Here is a 25363-nt window from a genome sequence, read left to right on the forward strand (position 1 = left end):
CAAGAATAGTAGTGTAACTAATAGGGTTTAGTAAAGACGGTTGTCAGGGGCTGATAAAGAAAAAGCAGTAGGTTTGGTCAAACGCTACTGCCTAATAAGCAATTAAATTGTGGCTGAATACAACCTAATTGACTTTTAAAACTATAAATTGAGGGGTAACTTATAAAGTCACTTTCAGTTTAGCGATTACTGAATTTTTAACAATGACCAAATCTTGAAGAAGTCTTGAAAGAGTTTGGATAATTGTTATTTCGTTAAATAAAAGTGAACCATGAGCAAATGATTAAGCTTCATTTGCCGGTTTGTCAGCACGTTCCTCTTCTGCCTGTTTGGCCGCATAGTTGGCTTGCAATTCCAAGCTTGATGCATAGCTTAAGCCGTTCTGGGTTTGGTTTGCTTCAGTGGAGCGGTTTTCGGTTGAATCGCTACTGCGCACGGTCTGATTTTGGGCCAGTTCCGAATAGTCAACCGCGTTATCAACACTCGCATCCGATAGGCTTACCGAGCTGTTTCCGCTTTGCGCCACACGCTGAGATTCGGTCGGTTCGCTGACCTTGTTCTCGGCTTTTATAGTTGCGCCATTTTGCTGTGTCTGTGCACTAATTCCCGCCGAAGCCAGGTTAGGGTTCATACTAATCATTTTGAACCTCCGGTCATTAAAAGTAATTGATTTATATGGATAATTATAAATCTTGAAATGCAGATGTCTAATTAATTTATCGACTTGTTGTGCTACATAAAAATAATAAATAAAAATTTTATCCACTAGTTATCAACAATATGTAGTTGGCAAAGGAAATTATGGCGTATATATAGTGGTTAAGTCATTGTTACATGGAAAAAAGCAGCGATATTGTCCTTAGGTACAGTAGGCAGAGGATGACAGAGGGCGTAATATGACCAACAATCTAATGTATTTATAACGTTTTAGAGAAGCTATAAAACGTATTTTGCTCACATAATTTTGGAGTGGTTCTATTGTCTACAGTCGTTGGTACAGTATCAAAAATCGAAGGCGTGGTTCGCGCGATTAATCCTGTCACAGGTGAAATTCGTATTTTAGAAGAAGGCAGTCAGGTTTTAGCCGGAGAGATTATTCAGACTTCCGGTAAGGGTGGTGTGGTTGTCGATATGGATAACGGCACCTTGCTGACCTTAGGTCGCGATACGCAGATGCGATTGGATGATGATGTGGTCGGTAAAGCCTCCGGTATGGACTCTGCGACGGAAGGAGCGGTAGACGTTGAGGCTCTTCAGCAGGCGGTACTGGAAGGTAACTTCGATGCACTTGAAGCGACAGCTGCCGGTGAAGCCTTATTGATTGGAAGCGCTTCCGATGGTGGTGTATTTGTAGAACGTCTAGGGCTTCAGGGTGAAGTTACTTCAGGTTTTGATACTACAGCCAATGAGCAAGACTTTACAGACGTGGTTCGTGATGCCAATACGGTTGCAGAGATTATTCCGGTGGTGAGTATCTCTGGTGATGCAGTAGTTGCTGAAGGTAGTGAGGCTACCTATACATTGACAACCGATACGGTTTCAAATCAGCCATACACAGTTACTGTGACAACAGGACATATCACAACGCAGGATGGAGACTATGTTGCAATCACTCAGGACGTCATTATTCCTGCAGGCGCCACTTCAGTAGCGTTTAAGGTCAAAACCAACGATGACTATATTTCAGATAACGGCGAGCAATATAGCGTCAGCATTACCGGTGTCGTAAATCCGCAATACAACACTGTTGAGCTAGGCAATACTGAAGTTGTAACGACAATCGTTGATAATACGATTCCAGGCACAGAAAGTGGCGAAGACGTAGTAACGATCTCGATCGTAGCGACAGACGCGCAAGGAAATATCCTTGGTAAGTCAGAAGTAGCGGAAGGTGATAAAGCGTACTACAAGTTAGTGGCGAAAGATCCAAATGGTCAGATCATCAATGGTGCGACAGGAACAGCGGATGTCACGTTCACAGATGGAACAGCGGGTAACGCGGACTACTCAGCAGCGAACATCACAGGTCAGTCGTTAGGCACAGTGTTCAGTGCAGACGCATTAGATGACTACATCAAAGACAACGGTGAAACGTTCAATGTAACGATCACAAACCCAGTTGCTCCGGCGTATGAAACAGTTAAGTTGGGTGATGACAAAGTTGTTACCACAATTACAGATAACTCTACTCCAGGCACAGAAAGTGGCGAAGACGTAGTAACGATCTCGATCGTAGCGACAGACGCGCAAGGAAATATCCTTGGTAAGTCAGAAGTAGCGGAAGGTGATAAAGCGTACTACAAGTTAGTGGCGAAAGATCCAAATGGTCAGATCATCAATGGTGCGACAGGAACAGCGGATGTCACGTTCACAGATGGAACAGCGGGTAACGCGGACTACTCAGCAGCGAACATCACAGGTCAGTCGTTAGGCACAGTGTTCAGTGCAGACGCATTAGATGACTACATCAAAGACAACGGTGAAACGTTCAATGTAACGATCACAAACCCAGTTGCTCCGGCGTATGAAACAGTTAAGTTGGGTGATGACAAAGTTGTTACCACAATTACAGATAACTCTACTCCAGGCACAGAAAGTGGCGAAGACGTAGTAACGATCTCGATCGTAGCGACAGACGCGCAAGGAAATATCCTTGGTAAGTCAGAAGTAGCGGAAGGTGATAAAGCGTACTACAAGTTAGTGGCGAAAGATCCAAATGGTCAGATCATCAATGGTGCGACAGGAACAGCGGATGTCACGTTCACAGATGGAACAGCGGGTAACGCGGACTACTCAGCAGCGAACATCACAGGTCAGTCGTTAGGCACAGTGTTCAGTGCAGACGCATTAGATGACTACATCAAAGACAACGGTGAAACGTTCAATGTAACGATCACAAACCCAGTTGCTCCGGCGTATGAAACAGTTAAGTTGGGTGATGACAAAGTTGTTACCACAATTACAGATAACTCTACTCCAGGCACAGAAAGTGGCGAAGACGTAGTAACGATCTCGATCGTAGCGACAGACGCGCAAGGAAATATCCTTGGTAAGTCAGAAGTAGCGGAAGGTGATAAAGCGTACTACAAGTTAGTGGCGAAAGATCCAAATGGTCAGATCATCAATGGTGCGACAGGAACAGCGGATGTCACGTTCACAGATGGAACAGCGGGTAACGCGGACTACTCAGCAGCGAACATCACAGGTCAGTCGTTAGGCACAGTGTTCAGTGCAGACGCATTAGATGACTACATCAAAGACAACGGTGAAACGTTCAATGTAACGATCACAAACCCAGTTGCTCCGGCGTATGAAACAGTTAAGTTGGGTGATGACAAAGTTGTTACCACAATTACAGATGAAACGGTTTCTGGGCCAGAAGATACTGTTTATGCCGTAATTGAAGGGCCTGTTCCGACTAAGGAAGGTGATTTGACGGCTAACTTCATTGTGAAACTATTGGATAAAGATGGTAACCCTGTAACTGTTACAGAAGCGACAGAGGTTGAAATTGTCTTCACCAACGGTTCAGCGGAAGTAGGTGATTATGATGCAACCACTCAGACAGTAACAATCAACCCTAATAGTTCTTCAGAGACTTTCAATGTGCAGACCTATGTGGATGTTGATTTGAATGATGAAACTTTCAACGCGAAAATTAACAGTGTTGATGCAAAAGGCCAGTTCGAGAAAGTTGATATTAACGGCTTTACTGATACTAATAATGTGGTTCACGATGCTAATGTTGATGCAACGATTCTTGATGACGATACGCGCCCTGATGCAGCGGGAGGTAATGTCATCACCTGTGAGGATACAACCTACACATTCACTGTTTCGGACTTCAATTACAGTGATGCGGATGGTGATGCCATGCAGTCAGTCCGTATTGATAGCTTGCCGGCCGATGGTGTTATTTATCTTGATGGTCAAGCGATCTCTGCCGGTACAGAAGTCTCTGTAGCAGACGTGACTGCAGGTAAATTGACATTCGAACCAGATTTGAATGAATCTGGCCGTGATGAGTTGCCAACAGCGGGTACCGGTGATCAGAAGCAGGATTACGCACAGTTCAACTTCAGCGTATCCGATGGCTCGAATTGGAGTGATGCAGCGACCATGACGGTTGATGTCACGCCGGTTGCGGATACGCCGGATTTGGGTGTCAGTGGTTCTGTCACCACATCACATACTATTGATGTAAACAATATCAATGATGGTTTGGGTTATAAGATCACCGCCTTTAATGCCGACGGAAGTGAAGGTCAGATTTCGGTAATTACCGGTACGAACCATGACGGTTTTGGTGTTCAGGGTGCGGTTGATAACAATAATGGTGCGGCATCTGAAATCGGTTACAACAGTGCAACCGGTGAGTCTGAATCAATCGTGGTTGATTTGGATAGCCCGATCAGCTCGATTAACGTGGCACTTTCATGGCAGAACCCGGATGAAGACGCCGTTTATGAGTTCTATCAGAAACAGGCTGACGGCTCTTATGTCAAAGTCGGTGAGTCTTTTGATATTGGCGGTAACGATCAGGTAGAAGCCTCTCAGGATTTAGCACCAGCCAATGGTGAAGTGTTTGATCGTATTGTCATTAAGCCGACCGGTTCCGGTTCAGATTTCTTGATCCATGAGATTAAGCTGAATACAACTGAGAACGGTGAAGATTCAGTATCTGTTTTAGAAGGTGGCATTGTTGATTTAACAATCGATTCCGCGGTAACAGACACTGACGGTTCGGAATCTCTAGGCTTGTTGGTTAACGATATTCCGGTTGGCATGATTATTACCGATGGTACAAATAACTTTACGGCAACCAATGGTGGTCAGTCGGTAGATGTGACCAACTGGGATCTAAGCCAGCTCCAGGTTCAGGTACCGGAAGATTATATTGGTGATACGGCGCAACAGGCGTATACCATTAATGTAGTGGCAACGTCTACGGAAAGCATTAAGCAATATATTACGGCTGAACAGCAGGGTGAAAATTGCCCGCTAGAAGCGACAGCAACAGCACCTTATGAGATTGTGGTGGTGAATAAAGTCGTTGAAATGAATATTGCCGCGGCTGACAGAGCCTTGGATGAAGATAACTTGATCTCAGTTTCGGGTGACGATTCGGTGACAGGTACCTTCACATACCAAGGTGTCAATAGCGTTGAATTCGCTAGCTACGACAATGCCGATTCAGGCTTGAAACATAACGGTCAGACTGTGTTGATGACAACCTCGGCAGATGGTGGAACGATTGTTGGTTCTGCCAATGGTGTGGTTGTGTTTGTTGCCACTTTGGATGCAAATGCACAGACTTATACCGTGGCGCTAAAAGAGTCTGTCGATCATGCCGTGGACAACAATACTGAAAGCGATGTTCAATTGGCTTTAGGGGTTGTTGGTACTTCGGCAACCGGAACGATTAACGCAGATATCAATGTATTGATTAATGATGATAAGCCAACGGCTGCTGATGTAGTTATTAACGAAGCAAATGATGGCTCTATCACCATTACCGGTGCGGATTTGGGTGCCTATGTGCCTGAAGATGAGACGACACTGACTTGGGATTTGGATAACAGCACTATCCCATCACCGTTGTATGTCGATGGTAAAGAAGTTTCGTTCTCTGTTGATGGCGATAAAGTGATCGGTACCGATACAAACGGTAAAGTAGTGTTTACATTAGACCCAACTTTGGCCGATGGTAATGGTTCGACTTATTCATTGACGATGGATGGTCAGACGGCATTAGGACAAGTTGCGACAGCAACGGTTTTCGATGTGATCTCTGGTGGTAACACCGATACAGCCAAGTTCGGTTTCAGTGACGCTACCGGTAAGATTATGACTACCGCAACCGTGACGTCAGTGGATAACGATACTACCGATTCAGATACCGTCAATACACGTGACAAATATATCGGTGTCGACAATAACTGGATTGAAGGTGGCAATGGCAACATTCTGACATTCAAATACGATGGTCAGGTCAAGGAAGCCAACTTCTCTTGTAACGGCTTGAATAACGGTGAAAAAGCACTATGGACAGCTAAAGCGATTGATGCAAACGGTAATGAAGTGACCTTGACAGGTGAAGTCCTGGGTACAGGCCAAGGTGCTTCATCAACTAACGATGAGTACTTCGATATCGTCGCGCCTGCCGGTGGTTATATTACGGAGGTTCAATTCCAGGCTGACGGTTCTGATGACTACCGCTTAGGTTTTGAAGGCTTGGATGTATTCGATTACAACACCGATATCGATATGTCATTTAACTACGACTTGATTGATGCCGATGGCGATACCGATTCCGGTAAAGTGGATATTCACTTGGATGGTTCTGGTTATCAGCAATCAGTTCAGAGTGAGGACGAGCTTCAGGTCTTGGATTTCACCGCGATTAGCAATACTGTCAATGTGAATATTACCTTGGATTTATCGGGTAGTATGACTAAGGATGGCAATGATGATCCGAGCATTTTCCAATCCAGAATTGATCTGGCTAAACAAGCCATTAACAATATGCTTGATCAGTACGGGGCTTCAAGTGATGTCAATGTTCGAATTACCACGTTTGACACCAGAGGTAGCGTGTTAAGCAGCAATGGTTCGGAATGGATGTCGTTGACTGATGCGAAGGCGAAGGTTGATTCTTTGGCAACAGGTGGCTGGACAAACTTTGAAGATGCCATGTATAACACCTATAACAACTATTCTGAACCGGCTGCTGATAAGACAGTCGCTTATTTTATTACCGATGGTGAGCCAACCGCAGAAAATATTGGCTATACATCTGAGGTTTATAAATCGAAAGACGGTGATGGTTCATGGTTCGATGAATCGGGTTGGGTTGATTCTAGTTATCAGAATGGCTGGAACAGCTTTGTTGATAATTATGTTGATGATTTATATGTGGTGGGTATTAGTAACGATATTCAGGATCCGACCTACCTGAATCTATTGGCGCAAGCTGGTGGCACGACACCGATGTTGATCTCCGATGTTGCGCAACTTGAAGCGGCGATTGATCCGACAACCATATCCGTTTCGGGTACCGTATCTGATAATGTTGTTGCCGATAGTGCTGTAACCTTTGATGCAATTGTAGTGAATGGAATTACATACAGTGCTGCTGATTATGCCAACGGTAGCGTGACCTTATCTGGTAATGATGCTCCAGACGGAGTCGGTAAACTGACGTTTAACTTCACTAACGGTAACTATCTATACAGTGTCAGCGATAGTGAGGTTAATAACGGTATGGACGATGATCCATTGAGAACATTCGATATTGTTGCATCGGATGAACAGGGGATCGGTACGCAGTTTAATGTCAACTTCAGTTTGAACACCAAAACCGATAGTAATATCGATGCAAGTCAATTTGAAGGCTCTGTTATCGTTGCAGATTCAGTGGATACCAATATCACCAACTTCGATACAGAGAGCGACTCGCTCGATCTGAGCGAAGTGATTACTGATAATGCGGCGACGGCGGATACCTTAGCGGATTATCTTGATTTTGCGATGTTGGATTCGCAAGGCAATGAAACCAATGATGCCACTCAGGCGGTCGGTACTCGCATTGATGTCGATACCGACGGCGATTCGAACACTACCGATGATGTCCGTAGCATTATTTTGGAAGATACAGTGGTAGAAGGTCTTGATGACATCAATATTGACTATCAAAACGACTAACTTTTAATGTAGACTTATAAGGGCACCATGGGTGCCCTTTTTTTTGCTTAGTGGAGCTTATACTCAATGTCAGATGAGATGTTGGCACTTGTCCAAGAACAGCCCGATATAAATAAGGTAAAACTGATTGGTAGCGGTGAATATGCTTGTGTATATAAGGTGAAGCAGGTTACCGAACACGGTGAAGAGAACAAGATCGTTCGTGTGATTCGCGATATCCGCAACCACTACGCAATTAAACGCGAAAAAGACCTCCTCAATTATTTCAATCAATTCAAGCCGTTTGCCCGTTTTAACGAGATTCGCAAGGTCGGCTATTTTTACCTGGAATTTTTCGATTACAAAGGTAAGCGTAATCTTGAACAGAAGCTGAGGCAGTCGGGGCCTTTGTCGGATAAGGCGATGCGCCGTCTACTGAAGGATCTGATAGAGACCGTTGATATCGCCAGCTCAGTTGGCTTTGTCCACGGAGCCATCTCACCGGAAAACATCGTATGTGGCAAGAAAAAGTTCTATTTGATCGATTGGCGTAATGCGATTCCTTCTTTACCATCCTGTGAAACCGAGCAGTTGCCGGCGGATTTGCGTTATATGGCACCGGAACGTTTGAATGGCCAGATGGATGAGGCCAGCGATATCTACTTAATTGGCTGTACGCTCTATTTTGCCCTGACCGGTAAACATATCTACCGCTTGAAGGCCAACGACAGTCGAGAAAATATGATGTGGGCGCATGCTCATCATGAAATTCACAAAATCAATAAGCTGCCTATTTTCTGGCGTTATTTGATTATCTGGATGACCCAGAAAGATCCGCAGCAACGCCCTACACTTGAGCAATTGAAAACCTGGCTTAAGGATACGGTGGTACCGGAATGGGTGCGAAACCTGAAAATTCGCGTTGATAAGAATTATCCGGAAGATGCCTTGATGACCTTGGCCGATGAGCACTATCTATATCCGATTTTCGCTAAGGCGCAGCAATGTCAGCAAAACGGCGACTTGGAAACCGCATTTAATCTGTATGAAAATTGTGCTTTTAGAGGTTACAGTCTGGCTGAAAACGAGCTGGCAAAACTTTATCAAAAAGGAGAGCCGGTCAGTCAGTCCTATGCGATGGCGGCGAATATGTATCATCAAGCCTTTCAAAAGGGGCATGCTGAGGCCGCTTATTTTTTGGGACAGATGTTTGAGCAGGGCTTAGGTATGGCGGCCAATGTCAGTTATGCCTTCAAGCTTTATCGTTTTGCAGCGATGCGTGGTTATGACAAGGCACAAAATGCCGTGGCAACCATGTACATGCATGGCAGTGGTGTCGAGGCGAATATGGCGCAGGCCAGATCATGGTTGGGAATTGCCGCACATTATGGCGATGAAAATGCAATGACGCATATCAAACAGTTGTTACAGGTGTCTCGCCAAGCGAGTTGATTTAGGCTTGCTGCTGAGCCATATCATTGCGTCGCATTAGCTCAAGCATCTGTTTCAGCCAATCCACCAGCACTGGATAATGGCTATGATGAAGCTGTACTATGTCTTTGACGCTATAGATATCAAGAGGCATATCCACCGCCAAGGCAGCGGCTTTCATCAGATAGCTGATTTCATCCTTGTTGAAGTTTCGGTTGGGCAGGAAATAAGTCGCCTTGGCCAATAGAGCGGCTTTGACAATTGCCGGCCACAGGTCTGCATTCACCTTATGTTCGATCAGCAATTCGAACCGTGGTGAAGGCTGCTGCACCATTAGAACGAGTTCACTTAAAGGGGTTACCGTGAGCAGATGCTCGGCGATATCTCGTGCATTCGGTGCAAGGGCTTGTAAGCCTGCGGTTTCATATTTATTTTCAACAAGATGCATAGTTTGAATCGTGTCTTTTGTCCAAAGAAAAATTTCTAGCGCTATAAAACGAATTAGGTTTTAATCGCCACTATTGCGTTTAGAATAAACACAAACTGTTTTTGAGTAAAGTCATCTTGGTTTGTTCAGTGGCGATTATGCCAAGTTGATATAGAGTAGGAGCATCAATGTCACAACACCCCTTAGCTAAATTTCTGGATGCAGTGCCAGACTTTCCAAAACCGGGCATCCTGTTTAGCGATATCTCACCTTTATTAAAAGATCACTTCGTAGCAACCATTGATGCCATGAGCGAACTGTTTTCTGAACAAGAATGGTCGGAAATCGATTGTCTTGCAGGCATTGAATCACGCGGTTTTATTTTTGCCTCGGCGTTAGCCTATAAACATAACAAAGGTTTTATCAAGGTACGTAAGCCAGGTAAGTTGCCAAATGTGGCGGCATCCATCGAATATGGATTGGAATACGGTTCAGATAAGCTTGAGATGCAAAAGGGCGATGGTCGTAAGGTGGTGTTATTCGATGACTTGATTGCCACCGGCGGTTCCATGGGAGCGGCGGCTCAGCTTTGTGAAAAAGTGGGTTATGACGTCATCGGTATGGCTTGCTTAATCGATTTAGCCAGTCTAAACAGTTTCAGTTATAAAGATATGACCGTGCGCTCGGTCATTCAATTTGAAGACTAAAATTTAACGGATTCCATTATGAAAATCCCTCGCCTCACCAAAAGTATTTTTTTAGACCAATTTATCTATATGCAACTTGTCGGCGTTTTGATAGGTTTGGCGTTCCCTCACTTTTTGGTGTGGTACGGTTTTGCCACTGAGCAGGTACTGACAACCGAGTTTTATATTCTGACCCAGGTTGCCGGCCAAGTAGTCGGTTTAATCAGTTTTTTAATGATTTCTCTGGTTATTCGCCCGCATCTGAAAACCCTGTCCAATAAAATGCAGGACATCGCGATTAATATCAACTCAAAGGATTTTCTCGATTATTCGGAAAAATGTAACGAGAATATGTGCGCGATGGAAGTGGTCTCGAATGATGAGATCGGTATCAGTGCCAGTGCCTACAATGAACTTTTAAATGCATTGATGTCGGCACATGAGACCGAGCAGGTTTTCAATAAATTCTCCAAAATCATGTCGGAGAGCTTGGAAGTTCAGACGCTTTCCGAAGAGACGGTCGACCTGTTGATCGGAGCGACAAGAATCGAGGCCGCAGCGATTTATCTGTTTAAAAACGGAGAAATCGAATTGACCTCAACACGCGGTATTACCGATGCCGATAAGTTGACCAAGCATCCATCGGTAATGGATGCGGTCAATAAAGGTCGCGCACAGAAGATAAACTTGCCTAAGCATGTTCAGTTGGATGGTGTTTTGACGCATTTCACCCCATCGGAAGTATTTATTGAACCGATTGATTTCAAAGGTACCCATTTGGGAGTAATGGTGGCGGCAACCGGCGCTTTGATGGCCGATGAAAAAACCCGCGTGATTCTACAATTGTTCTCCAGAAGCATGGGCTTGGCGTTGAATAACGCCCTTATCCACTCCAAGTTCCAGCGTTTGGCGGCTTATGATAGTCTTACTAATGTCTATAACCGACGTTTCGGTATGGCGCGCCTGAAAGAAGATTTTGCCCGCTCTACCCGTGAGCAGTCTTCGCTAAGTGTGATTATGGTCGATATCGATCACTTCAAGAATATTAATGATACCTATGGTCACCTGGTCGGTGATAAAGCGATTGTCATTATCGCATCGATTTTGAAAAACATCTCGCGTGATGGCGATGTCGTGGTACGTTACGGTGGTGAAGAGTTCTTGATGATTCTGCCGGGAGCCAGTTCGGCCGATGCGGCCAAGGTCGCAGAGCGTATTCGTCATCAGGTCAAAGATACGATCTTCAAAGAAGACAATCAGCAGATTGTGATGACTATCAGTGTCGGTGTTTGCGGTTACCCTGAAATTCAGGTGACCGATGAGGTTGAGTTGATCGATAAGGCCGATCAGGCGCTGTATCATGCCAAACAAAGCGGTCGTAACCGTGTCGTCGAATTCGCCCGTTTAAAGAATATCGCCTAGTTTTCCAAGTAAAATCAGGCAATAAAAAAGCCCCGACCAAGCGGGGCTTTTTTGTTTTTCAGTAAGCTACTGCTTATGCCAGTTCGGCAAATCCTCTGGCCACCGCGGCACGAACCTGATCCGGTGCGGTGCCGCCAAAGTGGTTACGCGCCGCGACAGATCCTTCAAGCGTCAGTACCTCAAAGACATCCTCGCTAATTTTGTCAGAGAAACCTTGCAAGGTTTGAAGAGACATTTCCGATAGATCTTCTCCGGTTTTGATGCCGTGAGCCACAGCCAACCCGACTACTTCATGAGAATCACGGAACGCCAAGCCTTTACCTACCAAATAATCGGCAAGGTCAGTGGCGGTTGAGAAACCTCGTTTGGCCGCTTCATAAGTCATCTCTTTTTTGACGATAATCGCCGGTACCATATCGGCGAAAGCACGCAAACTGCCCTTGACGGTATCCACCGTATCAAACAACGGCTCTTTGTCTTCCTGATTATCTTTGTTATAGGCCAAAGGCTGTGACTTCATCAGCGTCAGCAAGCTCATGAGGTGGCCATAAACGCGACCGGTCTTACCGCGGACCAGCTCCGGTACATCCGGGTTTTTCTTTTGCGGCATAATTGAAGAACCGGTGCAGAAACGGTCCGGCAGGTCGATAAACTGGAATTGCGCCGAAGACCATAACACCAGCTCTTCCGAGAAGCGCGACAGGTGCATCATTAAGGTGGCGGCGAAATGAGTGAATTCTATGGCAAAATCACGGTCAGAAACACCGTCTAGCGAGTTTTCACTGATACGCTCAAAGCCGAGCAATTCGGCCGTGTAATGACGGTCGATCGGATAGGTCGTGCCTGCCAGTGCGGCAGAACCCAAAGGCAGGGTGTTAACTCGTTTACGACAATCTTGCAGGCGTTCGACATCGCGCTTGATCATCTCGAACCACGCCAGCATATGATGACCAAAAGTCACCGGCTGTGCGGTTTGCAGATGGGTAAAACCGGGCATAATGGTTGCCGCTTCACGTTCTGCAATGCTTAAAAGACCATGCTGAAGGCGCTTCAACTCAGGCAGGATGGCATCGATTTCATCACGGATATAAAGGCGGATGTCTGTCGCTACCTGGTCGTTACGTGAGCGACCGGTGTGCAGTTTCTTACCGGTAATGCCGATCATCTGCGTCAGACGCGCTTCGATATTCATGTGAATATCTTCCTGTTTGATCGACCAGGAAAAATTCCCCGCAGCAATTTCAGCTTCAATCTGTTGCAGACCGTTGATGATGTCATTCAGTTCCTGTTGGTTCAAAATGCCGACTTTGGTGAGCATTTTGGCGTGGGCAATAGAGCCTTGAATATCCTGTTTGTACATACGCTTATCGAATTGAATCGATGCGGTGAAGGCTTCAACAAAGGCGTCAGTGGATTCGCTAAAGCGTGCGCTGGAAAGTTTTTCCTGATTGTGTTGATTGCTCATATAAATCTCAAATTTTTGGTTAATTCTGTTTTTGCAGTTCCAAGGCTCTTGGAGTGCTCGGGATTTGTTTATCTAGCCCCATATTGCGGTAGGCGGTATTAATATTCTGATGGATTACCGTGGCATATAAATCCAGTGTTTGAATGCCGACGATTCGCGGTGCTATCTCTTTACCATAGGCATCGACAAACAATACGGTAGGCGTCAAATCGGCGTCGATTTCATAGGCCCACTGCGATTTTTTCATGGTGCGGCCGTCCCATAAGGTAATCGGATCTTGTAAATCCACACCGACATGGCGAAGTAACACCACCTTTTCATCATAAAGTCGGTTTTTGACCATTGGTGTAAAGACTTTTTCATCCAGTACTTCACAAAATTCACACCACTCGGCACTGAACACCAACATAATGGGTAACTTTAACTCAGCCGATTTTTGGGCAATTTTGCCGATGTCGTCTAATTCGGTCAGCGCCGTTTTCCAGCCGGCATGAGTGCTTGTGGCGACCAATGCCAAACATAATAAGATAGAGCTCATCCATCGTGCCATGATTTACTGCTCCTTGGTTGAAATGTTTGATAAAACAGCAGTTCTGCAAGGCGAATACCATTCAACTCTATTTTAACTAAAACTTGATCGCTTTTTTCAGTAAAATGGGGGTTTTGCAGTAAACAAATGGAACACAAAACGGTAAAGCCATTGTGGATTTGGCATACCGGAAGTTGGAAGTCTTATGAAAAAAACCTTACGCATCGCTACCCGAAAAAGCCCGCTTGCCATGTGGCAGGCAGAATTTGTTAAAGCCGAATTGGAAAAAGCGCACCCAGGACTAGAGGTGGAGCTGCTGCCGATGTCGACCAAAGGCGATAAGATTCTAGATGTTCCTTTAGCGAAAATCGGTGGTAAAGGCCTGTTTACCAAAGAATTGGAAGACCGCATGATCGCCGGTGAAGCGGATATCGCAGTACACTCGATGAAAGATGTGCCGATGGAGTTGCCGGAAGGTTTCGCCTTAGGCGCAATTCTCGAACGTCATTCGCCAACCGATGCTTTTGTCTCCAATAATTATGAGAAATTTGAAGATCTCCCGCAAGGCGCTATTCTGGGAACTTCAAGCCTGCGCCGTAAAGCGCAGTTGATGGCGCAGCGTCCGGACTTAGTGGTACGCGACCTTCGCGGAAATGTCGGTACCCGTTTGGGTAAGCTTGATGCCGGAGAGTATGACGCGATTGTTTTGGCGACTTCGGGCTTGCAGCGTCTACAATTGGATGACCGTATCCGTCATGAGATTCCTGCCGAAACCTGTTTGCCGGCGGTAACCCAAGGTACCCTGGGTATTGAGTATTTTGCCAAGGACACGGAAACACTGGATATCATCAAAGTGTTGAATCATAAGCCAACCGAAATTCGCACTACAGCGGAGAGAGCCATGAACCATCGTCTAGAAGGCGGTTGTCAGGTGCCAATCGGGGTGTTTGCCGAGCTTGAAAAGGAGCGGATCAAGATTCGTGGCTTGGTTGCCGAATTGGACGGCTCAACGGTATTGCACGCGCAAACCGAAGGCCCAGCGGAAAATGCACATGAATTAGGTGTTGCGGTGGCGGAAGACCTGCTGAAACAGGGTGCGGATAAGATTCTCGCCGCAGTCTATGCTGAAGAGATTAGCTCCAAGGGTTAAGTTCGCCTAAGAGGTGGTGTCAGCCATGGCCTATACGCTGTTGAATACGCGCCCCAAGCATCAAGCCGAAGACTTGAATGCATTGCTTGCCGATGCCGGTATCGAGACGTTGTCTTGCCCGTTGATTGAGATTGATTGGTTAATGCCGAAAGAGCCAATTAATCAGCAATCAAGTGCATTAAAAAATGACTATGACAGAGCGGTGTTTACCAGCGCCAATGCGGTAACCGGTTGGTTGTGCTGGCAGCAGTCATCGCCAGCGAACCGAATCGGTTTCAAGCAAGGTATCGCCATCGGTAAGGCAACGCAAAACAAAGCGCGGCAAAACCATATCGATTTAACCTGTTTAAGTGAACAAAAATTCGATTCCGAACATTTGTTGCAACACTCGAGTATGCAGAACTTGAAAGGCCAGCGAATTTTACTGGTCACGGGTGAAAACGGCCGCCAGAAATTGCCACAGACTCTTAAGCAAAGAGGTGCTCAGCTCGATGAGGTTTTTGTCTATCGACGTCAACCCGCGCCTTTTTGCCGACTTCAATGGCAGCAGTTTCTGGCCTCAAAACAACCGGTTTTGCTTATCAGCAGTTTGCAGGCCTGGGAGCAATTAAAGTCGCAATTGGCAACCTATTATCAACTCAAAGACCTTTTTAACGAGCGGGCTGAAACGCAAATTTGGCAAGCAATCGATGCGGTGCTGGTTTATAGTGAACGTATTGCAAACCAGCTGGTTGAAGATGGTTATAACGGCCATATTCAAATATTGTCTACCCAGAGCGATCAAGGGGTCTTGCAGGCAATCGATGCGTTAACAGGTAAATCAAATCAGTAACCTTTCAATTTTGGTTAAGGCTAGGTGATATATGGCAGATAGAATTGTTCCTAATGCAAAGCAACGTGTTGTAGATGCTGACAGCACTCAGCAAAAAGAGATCGTTGAAGACCGTGCAGAGGAATCTCAAGCTGATGTCGAAGCGATGGCCGACATTGATAAAAAGATAGAGCGCGGCAAGGCTTATTCACAAGCCAAAGCTGACGAACATGCCGGTGAGAAGCAGCCGACTTTGGATTCGCTGGCGCAACAGTCTGAACAGAATGCAGCGCAAAAAACATCCGTTTGGGGGAAGTTGCTGGCCTGGTTTATTGCCTTATTGATTATTTTATCGATGCTTTGGTACACCCGACCAGATACCGACTGGCAAATTCAGCGCATCAATGATTTGCAAGCCCAGGTGGATCAATTGAATGCCGAGATTGAAGAACAGCAACAGCAGTTATCGACGTTCGATACTCAGCTTAACTCGGCAGAGAACAAACCCTTATTGAGCCAAGCCGATTTGGATGGTTTCAAGGCGCAAACCGAACGGCAAATTGTGAAAATGCAGCAAGCATTGCAGCAGCTGAGCGAACAAGCCGGTGCCAGTGCAGATCAAGCCGCCAAGCAACTCAATGAGTTGGCTGAAGAGATGCCGAAGACTTTGACGCCATCACCACAAACTCAGCAGAAATTACAACAGTTGGAACAAAAATTCGCCAATGAATTACAGTCCATGGCGAACCAATTAGGCGAACTATTCGATTTTAAACAGCAGACCCAGCAGCAAGCAAATCAGGCAGAAAAAACAGAGCCAAGCTTGACTCAAGCGCAACCGGGACAGCCTTTAGACAGTCTGCAGATTCAGCAATGGATAGTGGAAATCAATACCCAATGGATTCTGCAAGGCAGAGTCGCCAGCACGCGCCAACAGTTGTTGGCTCTAGAACAAGCGGTCAACTTAAGCAGCTTTGGGTATACCTCGCAGTTGACTCGTTTAATCGGTGCCGATCTGCGTTATCTGCAAGACTATCAAACGGCCGCTAAACTTGATTTTGAAAAACCGATCAGTGAACTTTATCAAGCGATCCCAAGCTTGAAAAAAGCCAACGGCAAACTGCCACAATCATCTGACCCGTCTGCCAATAGCGCTGAACAGGCAAGTGCTCCTGAAAACGGCACCTGGGATAAGTTGATGAGTAAGTTCGGGCAGATGTTCAGCCTGCGTAAACGCAGCGAAGAGGGGGAATTAACCTCGGTGGAAAGTTTGATTATGAATGATGTACTGCAACAGCGTTTGGCATTATTGGTAGAGCGATTGCACTGGGCGTTGCAAATGCAATCGGAAACCCAGACCGAGCAATCGATTCTATCGATAGAACAATTTATGGAGCGTTATTATCCTGATGATTTCGAGCGGTTCGCTCTGTTATTGACACCGTTCAAACAGGTTGATTTTGTTTCACGTGAAGCCTTGTCGATTATGACATTGGATAAGCAGGTTGCCAGACCTGAATAACAAAAAGCCGGCATTAACCGGCTCTAAATCACTCAATACTGGAAGAGAAAGGACTCTATGCGAACACTGATCAGTTTTGCTGTCGCTTTGTTAATCGCCACTGCAATCGCTACCTTGTTGTTGTACGACAATGGTCGAATGTCGTTGGAATGGGGAGACTGGATTCTGGAAGCCAGCGCCAGTTTTATGCTCGCAGTGATTCTGGTGGTATTTATTGTCGGTTATATGGCGATCCGCTTTGCGGTGATTATCTGGCATATTCCGCATTACTGGCGTCGCCGTAAACGCCTGAAGCAATATTCCCGTGCGGAAAATGCCATGGCAAAAGGCATGATCGCATTGGAATATGGTGATTGGCACAAGGCGGAAAAAGAGCTGGTGAAAAGTGCCAAAAACAGTGAAGCCGGTCTTGTACACTATCTCAGTGCCGCAAAAATGGCGCATAACCAGCAAGCCCATCAACGTCGTAATCAATATCTAGCACAGGCTCGCGAGCTTTACCCTGCCGAGTATGTCACGATTGGTTTGGTGGAAGCGCGCCTGCTTAAAGAAGACGAGCTGGAGGCCGCGGTTGCGATTTTGCAGGAGTTGCATCAACAACAGCCTAAAAATGCCACCATTCTTGCCGAATTGGCGTTTGCATTACGTGATTTGGGTTACTGGCAGAGTTTGGCTGAATTAATGCCCAAGGTGAAACGCAGTGCTGGCTTCTCGGTAGCTGAATATTCCCTATTGGAACAGCAACTGTGGGCGGGACAACTGGCTGCGGCGACCGATTTTGATGCTTTGCAAACTATCTGGCAAGGTCTTAACCGCAAGCAGAAGCTGATTGCGGAAATTGTCGCCGAGTATGTCGAACAGTGTTTAGGGTGGGGACAGGAAGCGGATTTGAAGAACCTGCTCGAGCGAGCCATCAAAAAACAGTGGAACGACCGACTGGTTTATCAATACGGTCGTTTAACACTAGGGCCGGCATTTGACCGTCTAAAGGTCGCCGAGAGCTGGTTGCAAGCCGATCAAGAGAATAATCCGGTGCTATTGCTGACCTTGGGTCGTTTGGCATGTCGTAGCCAGCTTTGGGGTATGGGGCAAGGTTATTTGAAACGCAGCCTGAAAATTCGTCCCGAGATCGAAACCTTCCATGCGCTGGCACAATGTTATGAGGCCGAAGGTCAGGAAAACCAAGCTGCTTTGACTTATAAGGAAGCGATTTTACAGCTTGAGAAAAAGTAGGCATCTAGCTTTTTAACAGGCTGTCATCATCGTCCTTTTCGAGTTCTTCATCAATCGTGGGGGCTAGCGGGATATTATGATGCAGATTCGGATAGCGGCAGTGCACAACATCGCTTTCGGCAATCGAATTCAGTGCCATTTTCACCAAGTCTCTTGGCGATAACCTTTCGCCACTATAGGTGACCACGCCTTGGCGCATAGTCATTTCGTATTGTGGATGTACCGTATTCAAGTCCTCTTCAATTTCGAAATTGGTATTGATAATCCGTTCACGAATAATATTTTTCACCTTTTCAATTCCTGCCCGATTGGTTTCCGGAGCGAGCACGGCAAACAGCTGTTCCTCAATATGGAATGCGATATCGGTATCACGTGTTTCATGGTTCAGCGCTCTGCCGAAAAAGATATATTTACTGCCGGGTTCATGCATTTCCATATTCTTAGCGGCCGGGTTCACCGTCTTGATATCACTGAGTTGGATAAACATTAATGAAAAAGGGCGCTGATAGCGCTGACTGCGATACATCTCATAGCGCAGAATCTCATTGAAACGGTCTTTATGGAATAGGCCGGTATTCTGTTCATTAATCATCAGTATATCTAGCTTGTCATAGACGTTGTGCAGCGTTTCTATCTGTTTGCTGAGCTGTTGATCAATATCGTCCATTTCCAGCAGTTCTTGAGGGGTACGCTGCCATTGATGGCTGGCTTCCTTATCGCTGAAGTTCAGCTGTTGAATGCGCAAAGCCATTTTTTCAAGCGGAATCAGGATTTTGCTTTGCAATTTATCCGTGGTAATCCAGATCGATGCGATGATAAAACAGAAAAGAAAGATCAGGCTGAAAATCAGCACCGCTGTTGCCGACAAGCGATCTAAGGATATCGGCAGTTCTACGGTCAAAACACCGGCCAGAGCTCCATCGTAAATGGTACCGTTAAGCACGCCTTGGGAGTGGCAGGCCAAACAGTCCTGGCGGAATTTGATTGGAATGGCGGCATAAACCCTTGAGGAAAATAGGTGGGTTTCGATCTGCACGCGTTCCTGCTGTTCCACCTGCTCGATTAAACGGGAAAAGTTTTGACTGATTTCGCCATTGATTTTTATTTTGCTGTCTGCTCCATCAAGAAAGCTTGAGGATTTTTGCAGAAACAGTGCCGCCGAAGGCAGGTTTTCACGGAGCTGGCGATAGACTTTATTGATATTGTAAGGTGTCCAGCCGGTGGATAAATGCTGGTTAATCGCTTGGTAGGATTGCGATTGCAGTTGCTTGATGTCGCTGTTGACCGAATGATTGATAATGAAATAAGCCGGAACGAAGGTTATCGGGAAACTGATGGCAGCCGCTAAGATGGCCGCTAATAACAGCTGTTTAACTAATAGCGTTCTAAAAGGGTACTGCTTAGGATAGTGCGCCATTATGCCGGACCTCGCAGCTTTGATGAAAACCGTCAAATTGGGTGTTCAGAGCAAAGTGAATTATCTATTAATCAGTTGTAACAGCTTTGTATTCGCTAAGATATTGTTATATTTGCTTATTTTTCTGAAAATTAAAAGGTTTTTATGAACAATTTTAAAAAATCAGATTATCGGCGGCTAGGTTTGCAGCAATGAAATCCTCTTTTACCGTTTGAATCATCGGCCAGGATCCGCATAGATAAACACGATGGTGTTTCAGCGATGGGTGGTGCTTAAGCACGGTTTGATGTACCAAGCCTTTTTCGCCGGTCCAGTTGTCAAACTGCTCGGATAGTACCGGGATATATTCAATATGACCATGACGTTGCGCCAATTCAATCATCGTATCATGCATATAGAGGTCTTCCACGCAGCGCGCACCCCAATAAAAACTGATGGGGACTTCCAATTTCTGCCGAAGTGATTCGATCAAGATCGCGTAAAGCGGGGCAAAACCAGTGCCACCGGCAACGAAAATAATCGGTTCATGACCGGCTTGCAGACGCATCTGCTTTTTTGGCCCTTGAACCACCAGCGTATCGCCGACTTGCGTTTTGGCAAACTCGGTCATCCATGGGTTGTCGTCGATAATGCGGATATGGCATTCGATCAATCCATCTTCGCGTGGCGCATTGGCAATGGAAAACGGCTTCAGGTCACCGCTATTCATGCCGAGCATGACATAGTCGCCCGATTCATAGCTAAGCGGGTGCTCCGCTTTCATTAGCAGTTGTCGGATATGATCGTTAAATGCATCAAAATGCACCACTTTCATGACATGCAATTCATCTTGTAAGTCATGTTCAGACATGGACTATCCTTATATTTTCAATGCATTGATTAGAGTGCGAACTCGGTCCAGACCGGCGCGTGATCGGATGGCTTTTCCATCGCACGGATATCATAGCCGACTTCGCTGGCGACCGCTTTGTCGTTAAGTGCGGCGGTCGCTAAAACGGTATCGATTCTCAGGCCACGACGCGGTTCACGGTCAAACCCTTTGGAACGGTAGTCGAACCAGCTAAAGACATCATTGGTATCTGGGTGTACGGTACGGAAGGTATCAACCAGCCCCCAATCCAACAAGCGTTGCCACCATTCGCGTTCTTCCGGTAAAAAGCTGGTTTTGCCGTCACGCAGCCAGCGTTTGCGGTTCGGTTCACCGATACCAATATCCAAGTCGGTCGGCGAGATATTGAAGTCACCGATTACCGCCAAAGCCTGCTCCGGGTTACATTCGGTTTGCAGATAGTCCATCAGGTCGGCATAGAACTTTTCTTTTGCCGGGAACTTTACCGGGTGCTCGCGGTTTTCACCTTGCGGGAAATAACCATTGATGACGCGGATCTGTTCACCATTGGGCATAGCGAAATCACCGATAATCATGCGTTTCTGGGCGGTGTCATCATCGTGAGCCCAGCCTTTTTGATGGTGAATCAGTTCAATATCGTTGCGATACAGCAGCGCAACGCCGTAATGCGTTTTTTGCCCCATAAAAATGGCCTTGTAACCCATCGCTTCAATCGCTTCGAGCGGAAACTCATGGTCTTGAACCTTGGTTTCCTGCAGGCCGATGACCTCGGGCGAAATCTGTTCAATCAGCGATTCGAGTTGATGAAGACGTAAGCGTACGCTATTGGTGTTAAACGAGACAATTTTCATAAATGAGATAAAACCTTTGTATTAGCCGTTGCCAATTGAGGCTTGTAGCAATATAGCCAACAGCCGCTCGGCTTGATTAAACGGCATTGAAATTGAATACCCAGATTATAGCGAATTGTGGCATTCATTTGGCTTAAAACGATTTGAAAGCGGCTTTGATTACCTATATTTTTAGCGTGGAAATCTGGCAGCTTTTGGTATCATATGGGCTTTAGCGCAATTTTTTAGGAAACAGTTAGGTTATGGGTCACGTCTATCGTTTGGTTATTTCTTGTCCGGATCAGGTCGGAATTGTTGCCTCGGTCGCACAGTTTATCTCTGAAAAGGGCGGCTCGATTGTTGAAGCCAACCATCATACCGATACCAGTAACGGCTGGTTTTTTATGCGTCATGAGATCCTAAAAGGTTCGATGAATTGTGATTTGGCGGAGTTCGAAGCGGGCTTTGCCGAACTGGCGACCCAGTTTGATATGCAATGGTTTATCTCCGATTCGGAAAGCCCGAAAAAGATTGCCTTGTTTGCTTCCAAAGAATCACACTGTCTAGCCGATTTATTGCATCGCTGGCATGAGAACGAGCTACCGGGTGAGGTGGTTTGTGTGGTTGCCAACCATGATGACCTGCGCTCCATGGTCGAGTGGTATCAGGTGCCGTTTCATCATGTTCCGGTCACACCGGACAGTAAGCCGCAGGCGTTTGCCAAAACCGAGGAAATTGTCGCCCAGTATCAGGCGGATGTGATTGTCCTGGCACGCTATATGCAGATTCTGCCACCACAGATGTGTCGTGATTATGCCGGTCAGGTGATTAATATCCATCACAGCTTCCTACCGTCTTTTGTCGGTGCCAAGCCTTATCATCAAGCCAGTGAACGTGGCGTCAAACTGATCGGGGCGACTTGTCATTATGTTACCGAGGTGTTGGATGCCGGGCCGATTATCGAACAGGATGTGATTCGCATTAGCCATTCGCACACGATCGATGATATGAAGCGTTTGGGTCGTGATGTGGAAAAAACCGTATTGGCGCGCGGCCTTCGTTATCACCTGGAAGACCGCGTTTTGATTCATGGCAATAAAACCGTGGTGTTTGACGCCTAATTCGTTTTAACAGAAGCGTTTGATTTTTTCCGATGTTTGAATCGGCAGGCGTTTCTGTTGCAGCCAGCCGGAAATCATCTTCTGCAGGGCTTGTTCGACGCCTTTTCTGCCAGCCAAATGATACTTATGGGCGACATCCTGCCAGCTGAATTTTTTCATGATTTTATCGCACCAGATACCTTGCTCCTGTTCGCTGGCTTGCAGCAATAGCTGGGCAGACTGCAGGCTCCACTGCCACATGGTATGGCTAATCGCTTCATAGGGGCGTTCGCCTTTTTGATACATCAACAAGACTTTTTCCAGACCGCTATTTTGCTGTTTGAAACGGAACGTCTGGATGATTTGCCATGCCTGCTGCGGAGGTAGATTGGGTAGGGACTCCAGCAATAGGTGCGGGAACTGTTCTTGAAAGCAACTTTGTATTTGCGACAAGGCCTGACGCGACATGGCGCTGACCGGCTTGGTCACTACCAAATTATGGCAGCCGCTAGCCTTGTCACGTTTGGCTCCGACATGTAAAGGCCAGAAGTGCTGCTTGAACCAAAACGGCAACAGCGCTTCATTGGCACCAAAACTGGAACTGATATAGTCGATACGTCGACGAAGGGCTTCCGTTTCGACATGGCGAATCATTTTCTGTCCAATGCCTTGGTGCTGATATCTCGGATCAACCGCGATGCGCATAATGCGCCAGGTCGAGAGCATTAAAAAATCGTCTTGCGCATAGTTCTTCGTTAGCAGTTGTGGGACAAGGTGGCCGTGGGCTCGGTTTTTTGAGGGGTTCAACCGGCCTTCTTCAACACAGAGTACGGCCCCAATCACCTTGTCTTCACCGGGCTTTCGTGCGACAAACAGTTCGATATTCGGTGCGTTGAGGATTTGCTGGAGATCATTCGGGCTGGTTTGATAATGCGCTTGAACCAATAGACTGAACAGTGATTGCAACACCGCTTGATTGGTGAGCAGTTGTTCAGTTCTCAGCGCTTTGATCTGCAGCGTTTCAATATTAATATCCTGTTTTTCGCTGTCACTATTGATCAGGTCGATATCCAGTAACAACGCACGATTAATCGCGGTTTCCAACGGATCCTTTGTCGCCCAGCGAATCGACTGCTCCAGATGCAGGCTTTTCCAATCCGGCGTATGTTTGTGTAGCAGCTTCTTAAAACGCAGTTCAAAGCCGCGTCCAGAGCCTTCATAGCCATGCAGGGTGGTGGCAAACACCATGCGGTGATAACGCATCAACAACTCTTTTAGCAAAGGTGTCGGCAGTTGTGCGGCTTCATCCACCAAAACGACATCGGTATGGCTCGGATTGAGAATCAGGTAGTCGGGGGCGACAAATTCAATCTGTTTGGTCTGGTGTTCATAGCGGAATTCGATATGGCCGGTTTTATTGACCACCAGTTCGATATCCAGACCTTGCTCCAATAAGGTGTAGAGCGATTCGGCGGCATGTTGGAATGCGGCCTTGGTTTGGTCCAAGCGACTGGCGGTAATGACGATATGGTTCTTGCCATCCAACAGACAATCGACTGCGGCAAGACCCAAGGCGCTGCTTTTGCCTCTGCCGCGGTCGGCACTGAGAACGAGCGGTCTTTTGCGGTGGCCGAAGGCGACCGAGTGAATCGCTGCAATTGCCTGTTTCTGGTCGTCACTTGGCAAGGGCATGACTGGTGCCGCTGTAGACGATGTTTGCGGCCATTCAATAAGCTGGTTCTCATGCAGCCAGATGACATCGCTGTGTTGCCAACTGTTGATAAGGTGTTGGCTAAAGCCGTTGTTGGCTTGTTCAAGTGTATAGGGCGTATTTAAAAAGCGCTGGTCTTCCGGATTGGTCTGTCCAAGCCAGATTTTTTCCGGGGGGGCGAGCAGTATCAGGAGTCCTCCGGCACGGATCATACCGGAGACAATCCCCAGGGTATCGGCACTTAGACCGTGACTGACATTGATAATGGCGCCATCGATTTCCTGGCCGAGATGGTATTTGAGTCGTTTGCTGGCGACAACCTCAAAATCACCGTAGATCTTGGCCGGATCGATAGGGTTGTTTGGCTCGTCTTGGGTTTCAACCCAGAAAACGGTTTCATGGTTGGCGAAAACGTCTTCAAGTTGTTGTTGATGCCAGCCGTCGGCGCCACTGATAATCACTAAGGCTCGATGTTGCTGCTTGTTTAGTTGTTGTCGCAAAGAGTTAAGGTTGGTTATCGAGTCGTTCATACCGTGCATATCTACTAAAGTGGGCGTCTTCTGTGAAGTTAAGTGTTGGCTACAAATTTTAAACTGGCTGAATTAATGCAAAATCTTAACCCTGTAGGCGGCGGCCCGTCGGCAAACACATGGCCGAGATGGCTGTGGCACAGGGCGCAAAGCACCTCGGTACGAACCATGCCGTGCGAACGATCAACACGCTCGAGAATGGTTTCGCCGTTAAGAGGTTGCCAAAAGCTCGGCCATCCTGAACCGGAATCGTATTTTTCTGAAGAGGAGAATAATGGAGTGTCACAACAGGCACAGTGATAGATACCGGTCTCTTTCAAATCCCAGTATTCACCGCTAAACGCCGGTTCTGTGCCGCCGCATCGACATATTTGATATTGTTCATCGGTTAATTTCTCTTTCCAGAAGTCTTCTGTCGCTGAGTCATTAACCTGAGGTGTTTCTTGCTGCATGAGCGATTCTCCTCTGATACGTTAAGCCCGCAGCCGAACAATAAGCTGACAAGGTGGTTATCCGTGATGGCTTAACAGCGTATAATAACGGGCTGTAATTGTTATCTTTATTCG

The 25363-nt window shown here is 46.5% G+C and carries 18 protein-coding genes; 9 read left to right on the forward strand and 9 right to left on the reverse strand.

Annotation, left to right across the window (positions count from 1 at the left end):
• Positions 1–283: 283 nt before the first annotated feature.
• Positions 284–640, reverse strand: coding sequence for a hypothetical protein (locus FE785_RS00475; protein ID WP_138563340.1), 357 nt, complete (start codon positions 638–640; stop codon positions 284–286).
• 338 nt (positions 641–978) lie between these two features.
• Here FE785_RS00475 and FE785_RS00480 point away from each other — a divergent pair, with 338 nt between their 5' ends.
• Together FE785_RS00480 and FE785_RS00485 are read left to right on the forward strand one after the other, a co-directional pair.
• Positions 979–7704, forward strand: a complete 6726-nt coding sequence (locus tag FE785_RS00480) for a retention module-containing protein (protein ID WP_168188881.1) — start codon at positions 979–981, stop codon at positions 7702–7704.
• A gap of 66 nt (positions 7705–7770) precedes the next feature.
• A complete protein-coding gene (locus tag FE785_RS00485) occupies positions 7771–9135 on the forward strand; it encodes a Sel1-like repeat-containing protein kinase family protein (RefSeq protein WP_138563344.1) in 1365 nt (454 codons plus the stop codon).
• Position 9136: 1 nt separating this feature from the next.
• Here FE785_RS00485 and FE785_RS00490 read toward each other — a convergent pair whose 3' ends face one another.
• Positions 9137–9562 carry a hypothetical protein gene (locus FE785_RS00490; RefSeq protein WP_138563346.1) on the reverse strand — a complete coding sequence of 142 codons (426 nt, stop codon included), beginning with the start codon at positions 9560–9562 and terminating at the stop codon, positions 9137–9139.
• Between the two features lie 167 nt (positions 9563–9729).
• Between FE785_RS00490 and FE785_RS00495 the strand changes: the two genes are divergently transcribed.
• On the forward strand, positions 9730–10248 hold the full coding sequence (locus FE785_RS00495) for an adenine phosphoribosyltransferase (protein WP_138563348.1): 519 nt from the start codon (positions 9730–9732) through the stop codon (positions 10246–10248).
• Between the two features lie 18 nt (positions 10249–10266).
• Entirely contained in the window at positions 10267–11649 is a 1383-nt protein-coding gene (locus FE785_RS00500) for a GGDEF domain-containing protein (RefSeq protein WP_138563350.1), read from the forward strand.
• Between the two features lie 73 nt (positions 11650–11722).
• On the opposite strand, the gene argH is transcribed toward FE785_RS00500, so the two are convergent.
• Together argH and FE785_RS00510 are read right to left on the reverse strand one after the other, a co-directional pair.
• A complete protein-coding gene (gene argH, locus FE785_RS00505; RefSeq protein ID WP_138563352.1) occupies positions 11723–13114 on the reverse strand; it encodes an argininosuccinate lyase in 1392 nt (463 codons plus the stop codon).
• Positions 13115–13133: 19 nt separating this feature from the next.
• Entirely contained in the window at positions 13134–13664 is a 531-nt protein-coding gene (locus FE785_RS00510; RefSeq protein WP_138563354.1) for a thioredoxin family protein, read from the reverse strand.
• 184 nt (positions 13665–13848) lie between these two features.
• Here FE785_RS00510 and hemC point away from each other — a divergent pair, with 184 nt between their 5' ends.
• From hemC to FE785_RS00530, 4 genes are read left to right on the forward strand one after another with little or no spacing between them, the layout of a single operon-like run.
• Positions 13849–14793, forward strand: coding sequence for a hydroxymethylbilane synthase (gene hemC, locus FE785_RS00515; RefSeq protein ID WP_138563356.1), 945 nt, complete (start codon positions 13849–13851; stop codon positions 14791–14793).
• A 25-nt stretch (positions 14794–14818) separates the two neighbouring features.
• The gene (locus FE785_RS00520; RefSeq protein ID WP_138563358.1) at positions 14819–15625 is read left to right on the forward strand and encodes a uroporphyrinogen-III synthase; all 807 of its coding nucleotides are present in this window, start codon (positions 14819–14821) and stop codon (positions 15623–15625) included.
• A 31-nt stretch (positions 15626–15656) separates the two neighbouring features.
• Positions 15657–17126 (forward strand): hypothetical protein, encoded by a 1470-nt coding sequence (locus tag FE785_RS00525; protein ID WP_138563360.1) that lies wholly within the window; start codon positions 15657–15659, stop codon positions 17124–17126.
• A 57-nt stretch (positions 17127–17183) separates the two neighbouring features.
• Positions 17184–18359, forward strand: a complete 1176-nt coding sequence (locus FE785_RS00530; RefSeq protein WP_138563362.1) for a heme biosynthesis HemY N-terminal domain-containing protein — start codon at positions 17184–17186, stop codon at positions 18357–18359.
• A gap of 4 nt (positions 18360–18363) precedes the next feature.
• Here FE785_RS00530 and FE785_RS00535 read toward each other — a convergent pair whose 3' ends face one another.
• From FE785_RS00535 to xthA, 3 genes are all read right to left on the reverse strand, one after another.
• Complete coding sequence (locus FE785_RS00535; protein ID WP_138563364.1) at positions 18364–19776, reverse strand: GGDEF domain-containing protein; 1413 nt, start codon at positions 19774–19776, stop codon at positions 18364–18366.
• A 154-nt stretch (positions 19777–19930) separates the two neighbouring features.
• Positions 19931–20626: an FAD-binding oxidoreductase gene (locus FE785_RS00540; RefSeq protein WP_138563366.1), complete on the reverse strand. Its 696-nt coding sequence runs from the start codon at positions 20624–20626 to the stop codon at positions 19931–19933.
• Between the two features lie 29 nt (positions 20627–20655).
• Positions 20656–21477 (reverse strand): exodeoxyribonuclease III, encoded by an 822-nt coding sequence (xthA, locus tag FE785_RS00545; RefSeq protein ID WP_138563368.1) that lies wholly within the window; start codon positions 21475–21477, stop codon positions 20656–20658.
• 242 nt (positions 21478–21719) lie between these two features.
• Here xthA and purU point away from each other — a divergent pair, with 242 nt between their 5' ends.
• Positions 21720–22577 (forward strand): formyltetrahydrofolate deformylase, encoded by an 858-nt coding sequence (gene purU / locus FE785_RS00550; protein WP_138563370.1) that lies wholly within the window; start codon positions 21720–21722, stop codon positions 22575–22577.
• A 6-nt stretch (positions 22578–22583) separates the two neighbouring features.
• On the opposite strand, the gene FE785_RS00555 is transcribed toward purU, so the two are convergent.
• Together FE785_RS00555 and msrB are read right to left on the reverse strand one after the other, a co-directional pair.
• Positions 22584–24797, reverse strand: a complete 2214-nt coding sequence (locus FE785_RS00555) for a tRNA(Met) cytidine acetyltransferase TmcA (RefSeq protein WP_168188882.1) — start codon at positions 24795–24797, stop codon at positions 22584–22586.
• Between the two features lie 38 nt (positions 24798–24835).
• Positions 24836–25249: a peptide-methionine (R)-S-oxide reductase MsrB gene (gene msrB, locus FE785_RS00560; protein WP_138563374.1), complete on the reverse strand. Its 414-nt coding sequence runs from the start codon at positions 25247–25249 to the stop codon at positions 24836–24838.
• Positions 25250–25363 lie beyond the last annotated feature (114 nt).

It is taken from the genome of Thiomicrorhabdus sediminis, from assembly GCF_005885815.1.
Lineage (GTDB): Bacteria > Pseudomonadota > Gammaproteobacteria > Thiomicrospirales > Thiomicrospiraceae > Thiomicrorhabdus > Thiomicrorhabdus sediminis.

Excerpts from the sequence above, each read along its gene's own strand:
- FE785_RS00510 (WP_138563354.1), bottom strand. The coding sequence starts at position 13,664 with ATGGCACGATGGATGAGCTCTATCTTATTATGTTTGGCATTGGTCGCC.
- FE785_RS00485 (WP_138563344.1), top strand. The coding sequence starts at position 7,771 with ATGTCAGATGAGATGTTGGCACTTGTCCAAGAACAGCCCGATATAAAT.
- argH (WP_138563352.1), bottom strand. The coding sequence starts at position 13,114 with ATGAGCAATCAACACAATCAGGAAAAACTTTCCAGCGCACGCTTTAGC.
- FE785_RS00525 (WP_138563360.1), top strand. The coding sequence starts at position 15,657 with ATGGCAGATAGAATTGTTCCTAATGCAAAGCAACGTGTTGTAGATGCT.
- FE785_RS00495 (WP_138563348.1), top strand. The coding sequence starts at position 9,730 with ATGTCACAACACCCCTTAGCTAAATTTCTGGATGCAGTGCCAGACTTT.
- FE785_RS00520 (WP_138563358.1), top strand. The coding sequence starts at position 14,819 with ATGGCCTATACGCTGTTGAATACGCGCCCCAAGCATCAAGCCGAAGAC.
- msrB (WP_138563374.1), bottom strand. The coding sequence starts at position 25,249 with ATGCAGCAAGAAACACCTCAGGTTAATGACTCAGCGACAGAAGACTTC.
- FE785_RS00500 (WP_138563350.1), top strand. The coding sequence starts at position 10,267 with ATGAAAATCCCTCGCCTCACCAAAAGTATTTTTTTAGACCAATTTATC.
- xthA (WP_138563368.1), bottom strand. The coding sequence starts at position 21,477 with ATGAAAATTGTCTCGTTTAACACCAATAGCGTACGCTTACGTCTTCAT.
- FE785_RS00530 (WP_138563362.1), top strand. The coding sequence starts at position 17,184 with ATGCGAACACTGATCAGTTTTGCTGTCGCTTTGTTAATCGCCACTGCA.
- FE785_RS00535 (WP_138563364.1), bottom strand. The coding sequence starts at position 19,776 with ATGGCGCACTATCCTAAGCAGTACCCTTTTAGAACGCTATTAGTTAAA.
- FE785_RS00475 (WP_138563340.1), bottom strand. The coding sequence starts at position 640 with ATGATTAGTATGAACCCTAACCTGGCTTCGGCGGGAATTAGTGCACAG.
- FE785_RS00555 (WP_168188882.1), bottom strand. The coding sequence starts at position 24,797 with ATGAACGACTCGATAACCAACCTTAACTCTTTGCGACAACAACTAAAC.
- FE785_RS00540 (WP_138563366.1), bottom strand. The coding sequence starts at position 20,626 with ATGTCTGAACATGACTTACAAGATGAATTGCATGTCATGAAAGTGGTG.
- purU (WP_138563370.1), top strand. The coding sequence starts at position 21,720 with ATGGGTCACGTCTATCGTTTGGTTATTTCTTGTCCGGATCAGGTCGGA.
- hemC (WP_138563356.1), top strand. The coding sequence starts at position 13,849 with ATGAAAAAAACCTTACGCATCGCTACCCGAAAAAGCCCGCTTGCCATG.
- FE785_RS00490 (WP_138563346.1), bottom strand. The coding sequence starts at position 9,562 with ATGCATCTTGTTGAAAATAAATATGAAACCGCAGGCTTACAAGCCCTT.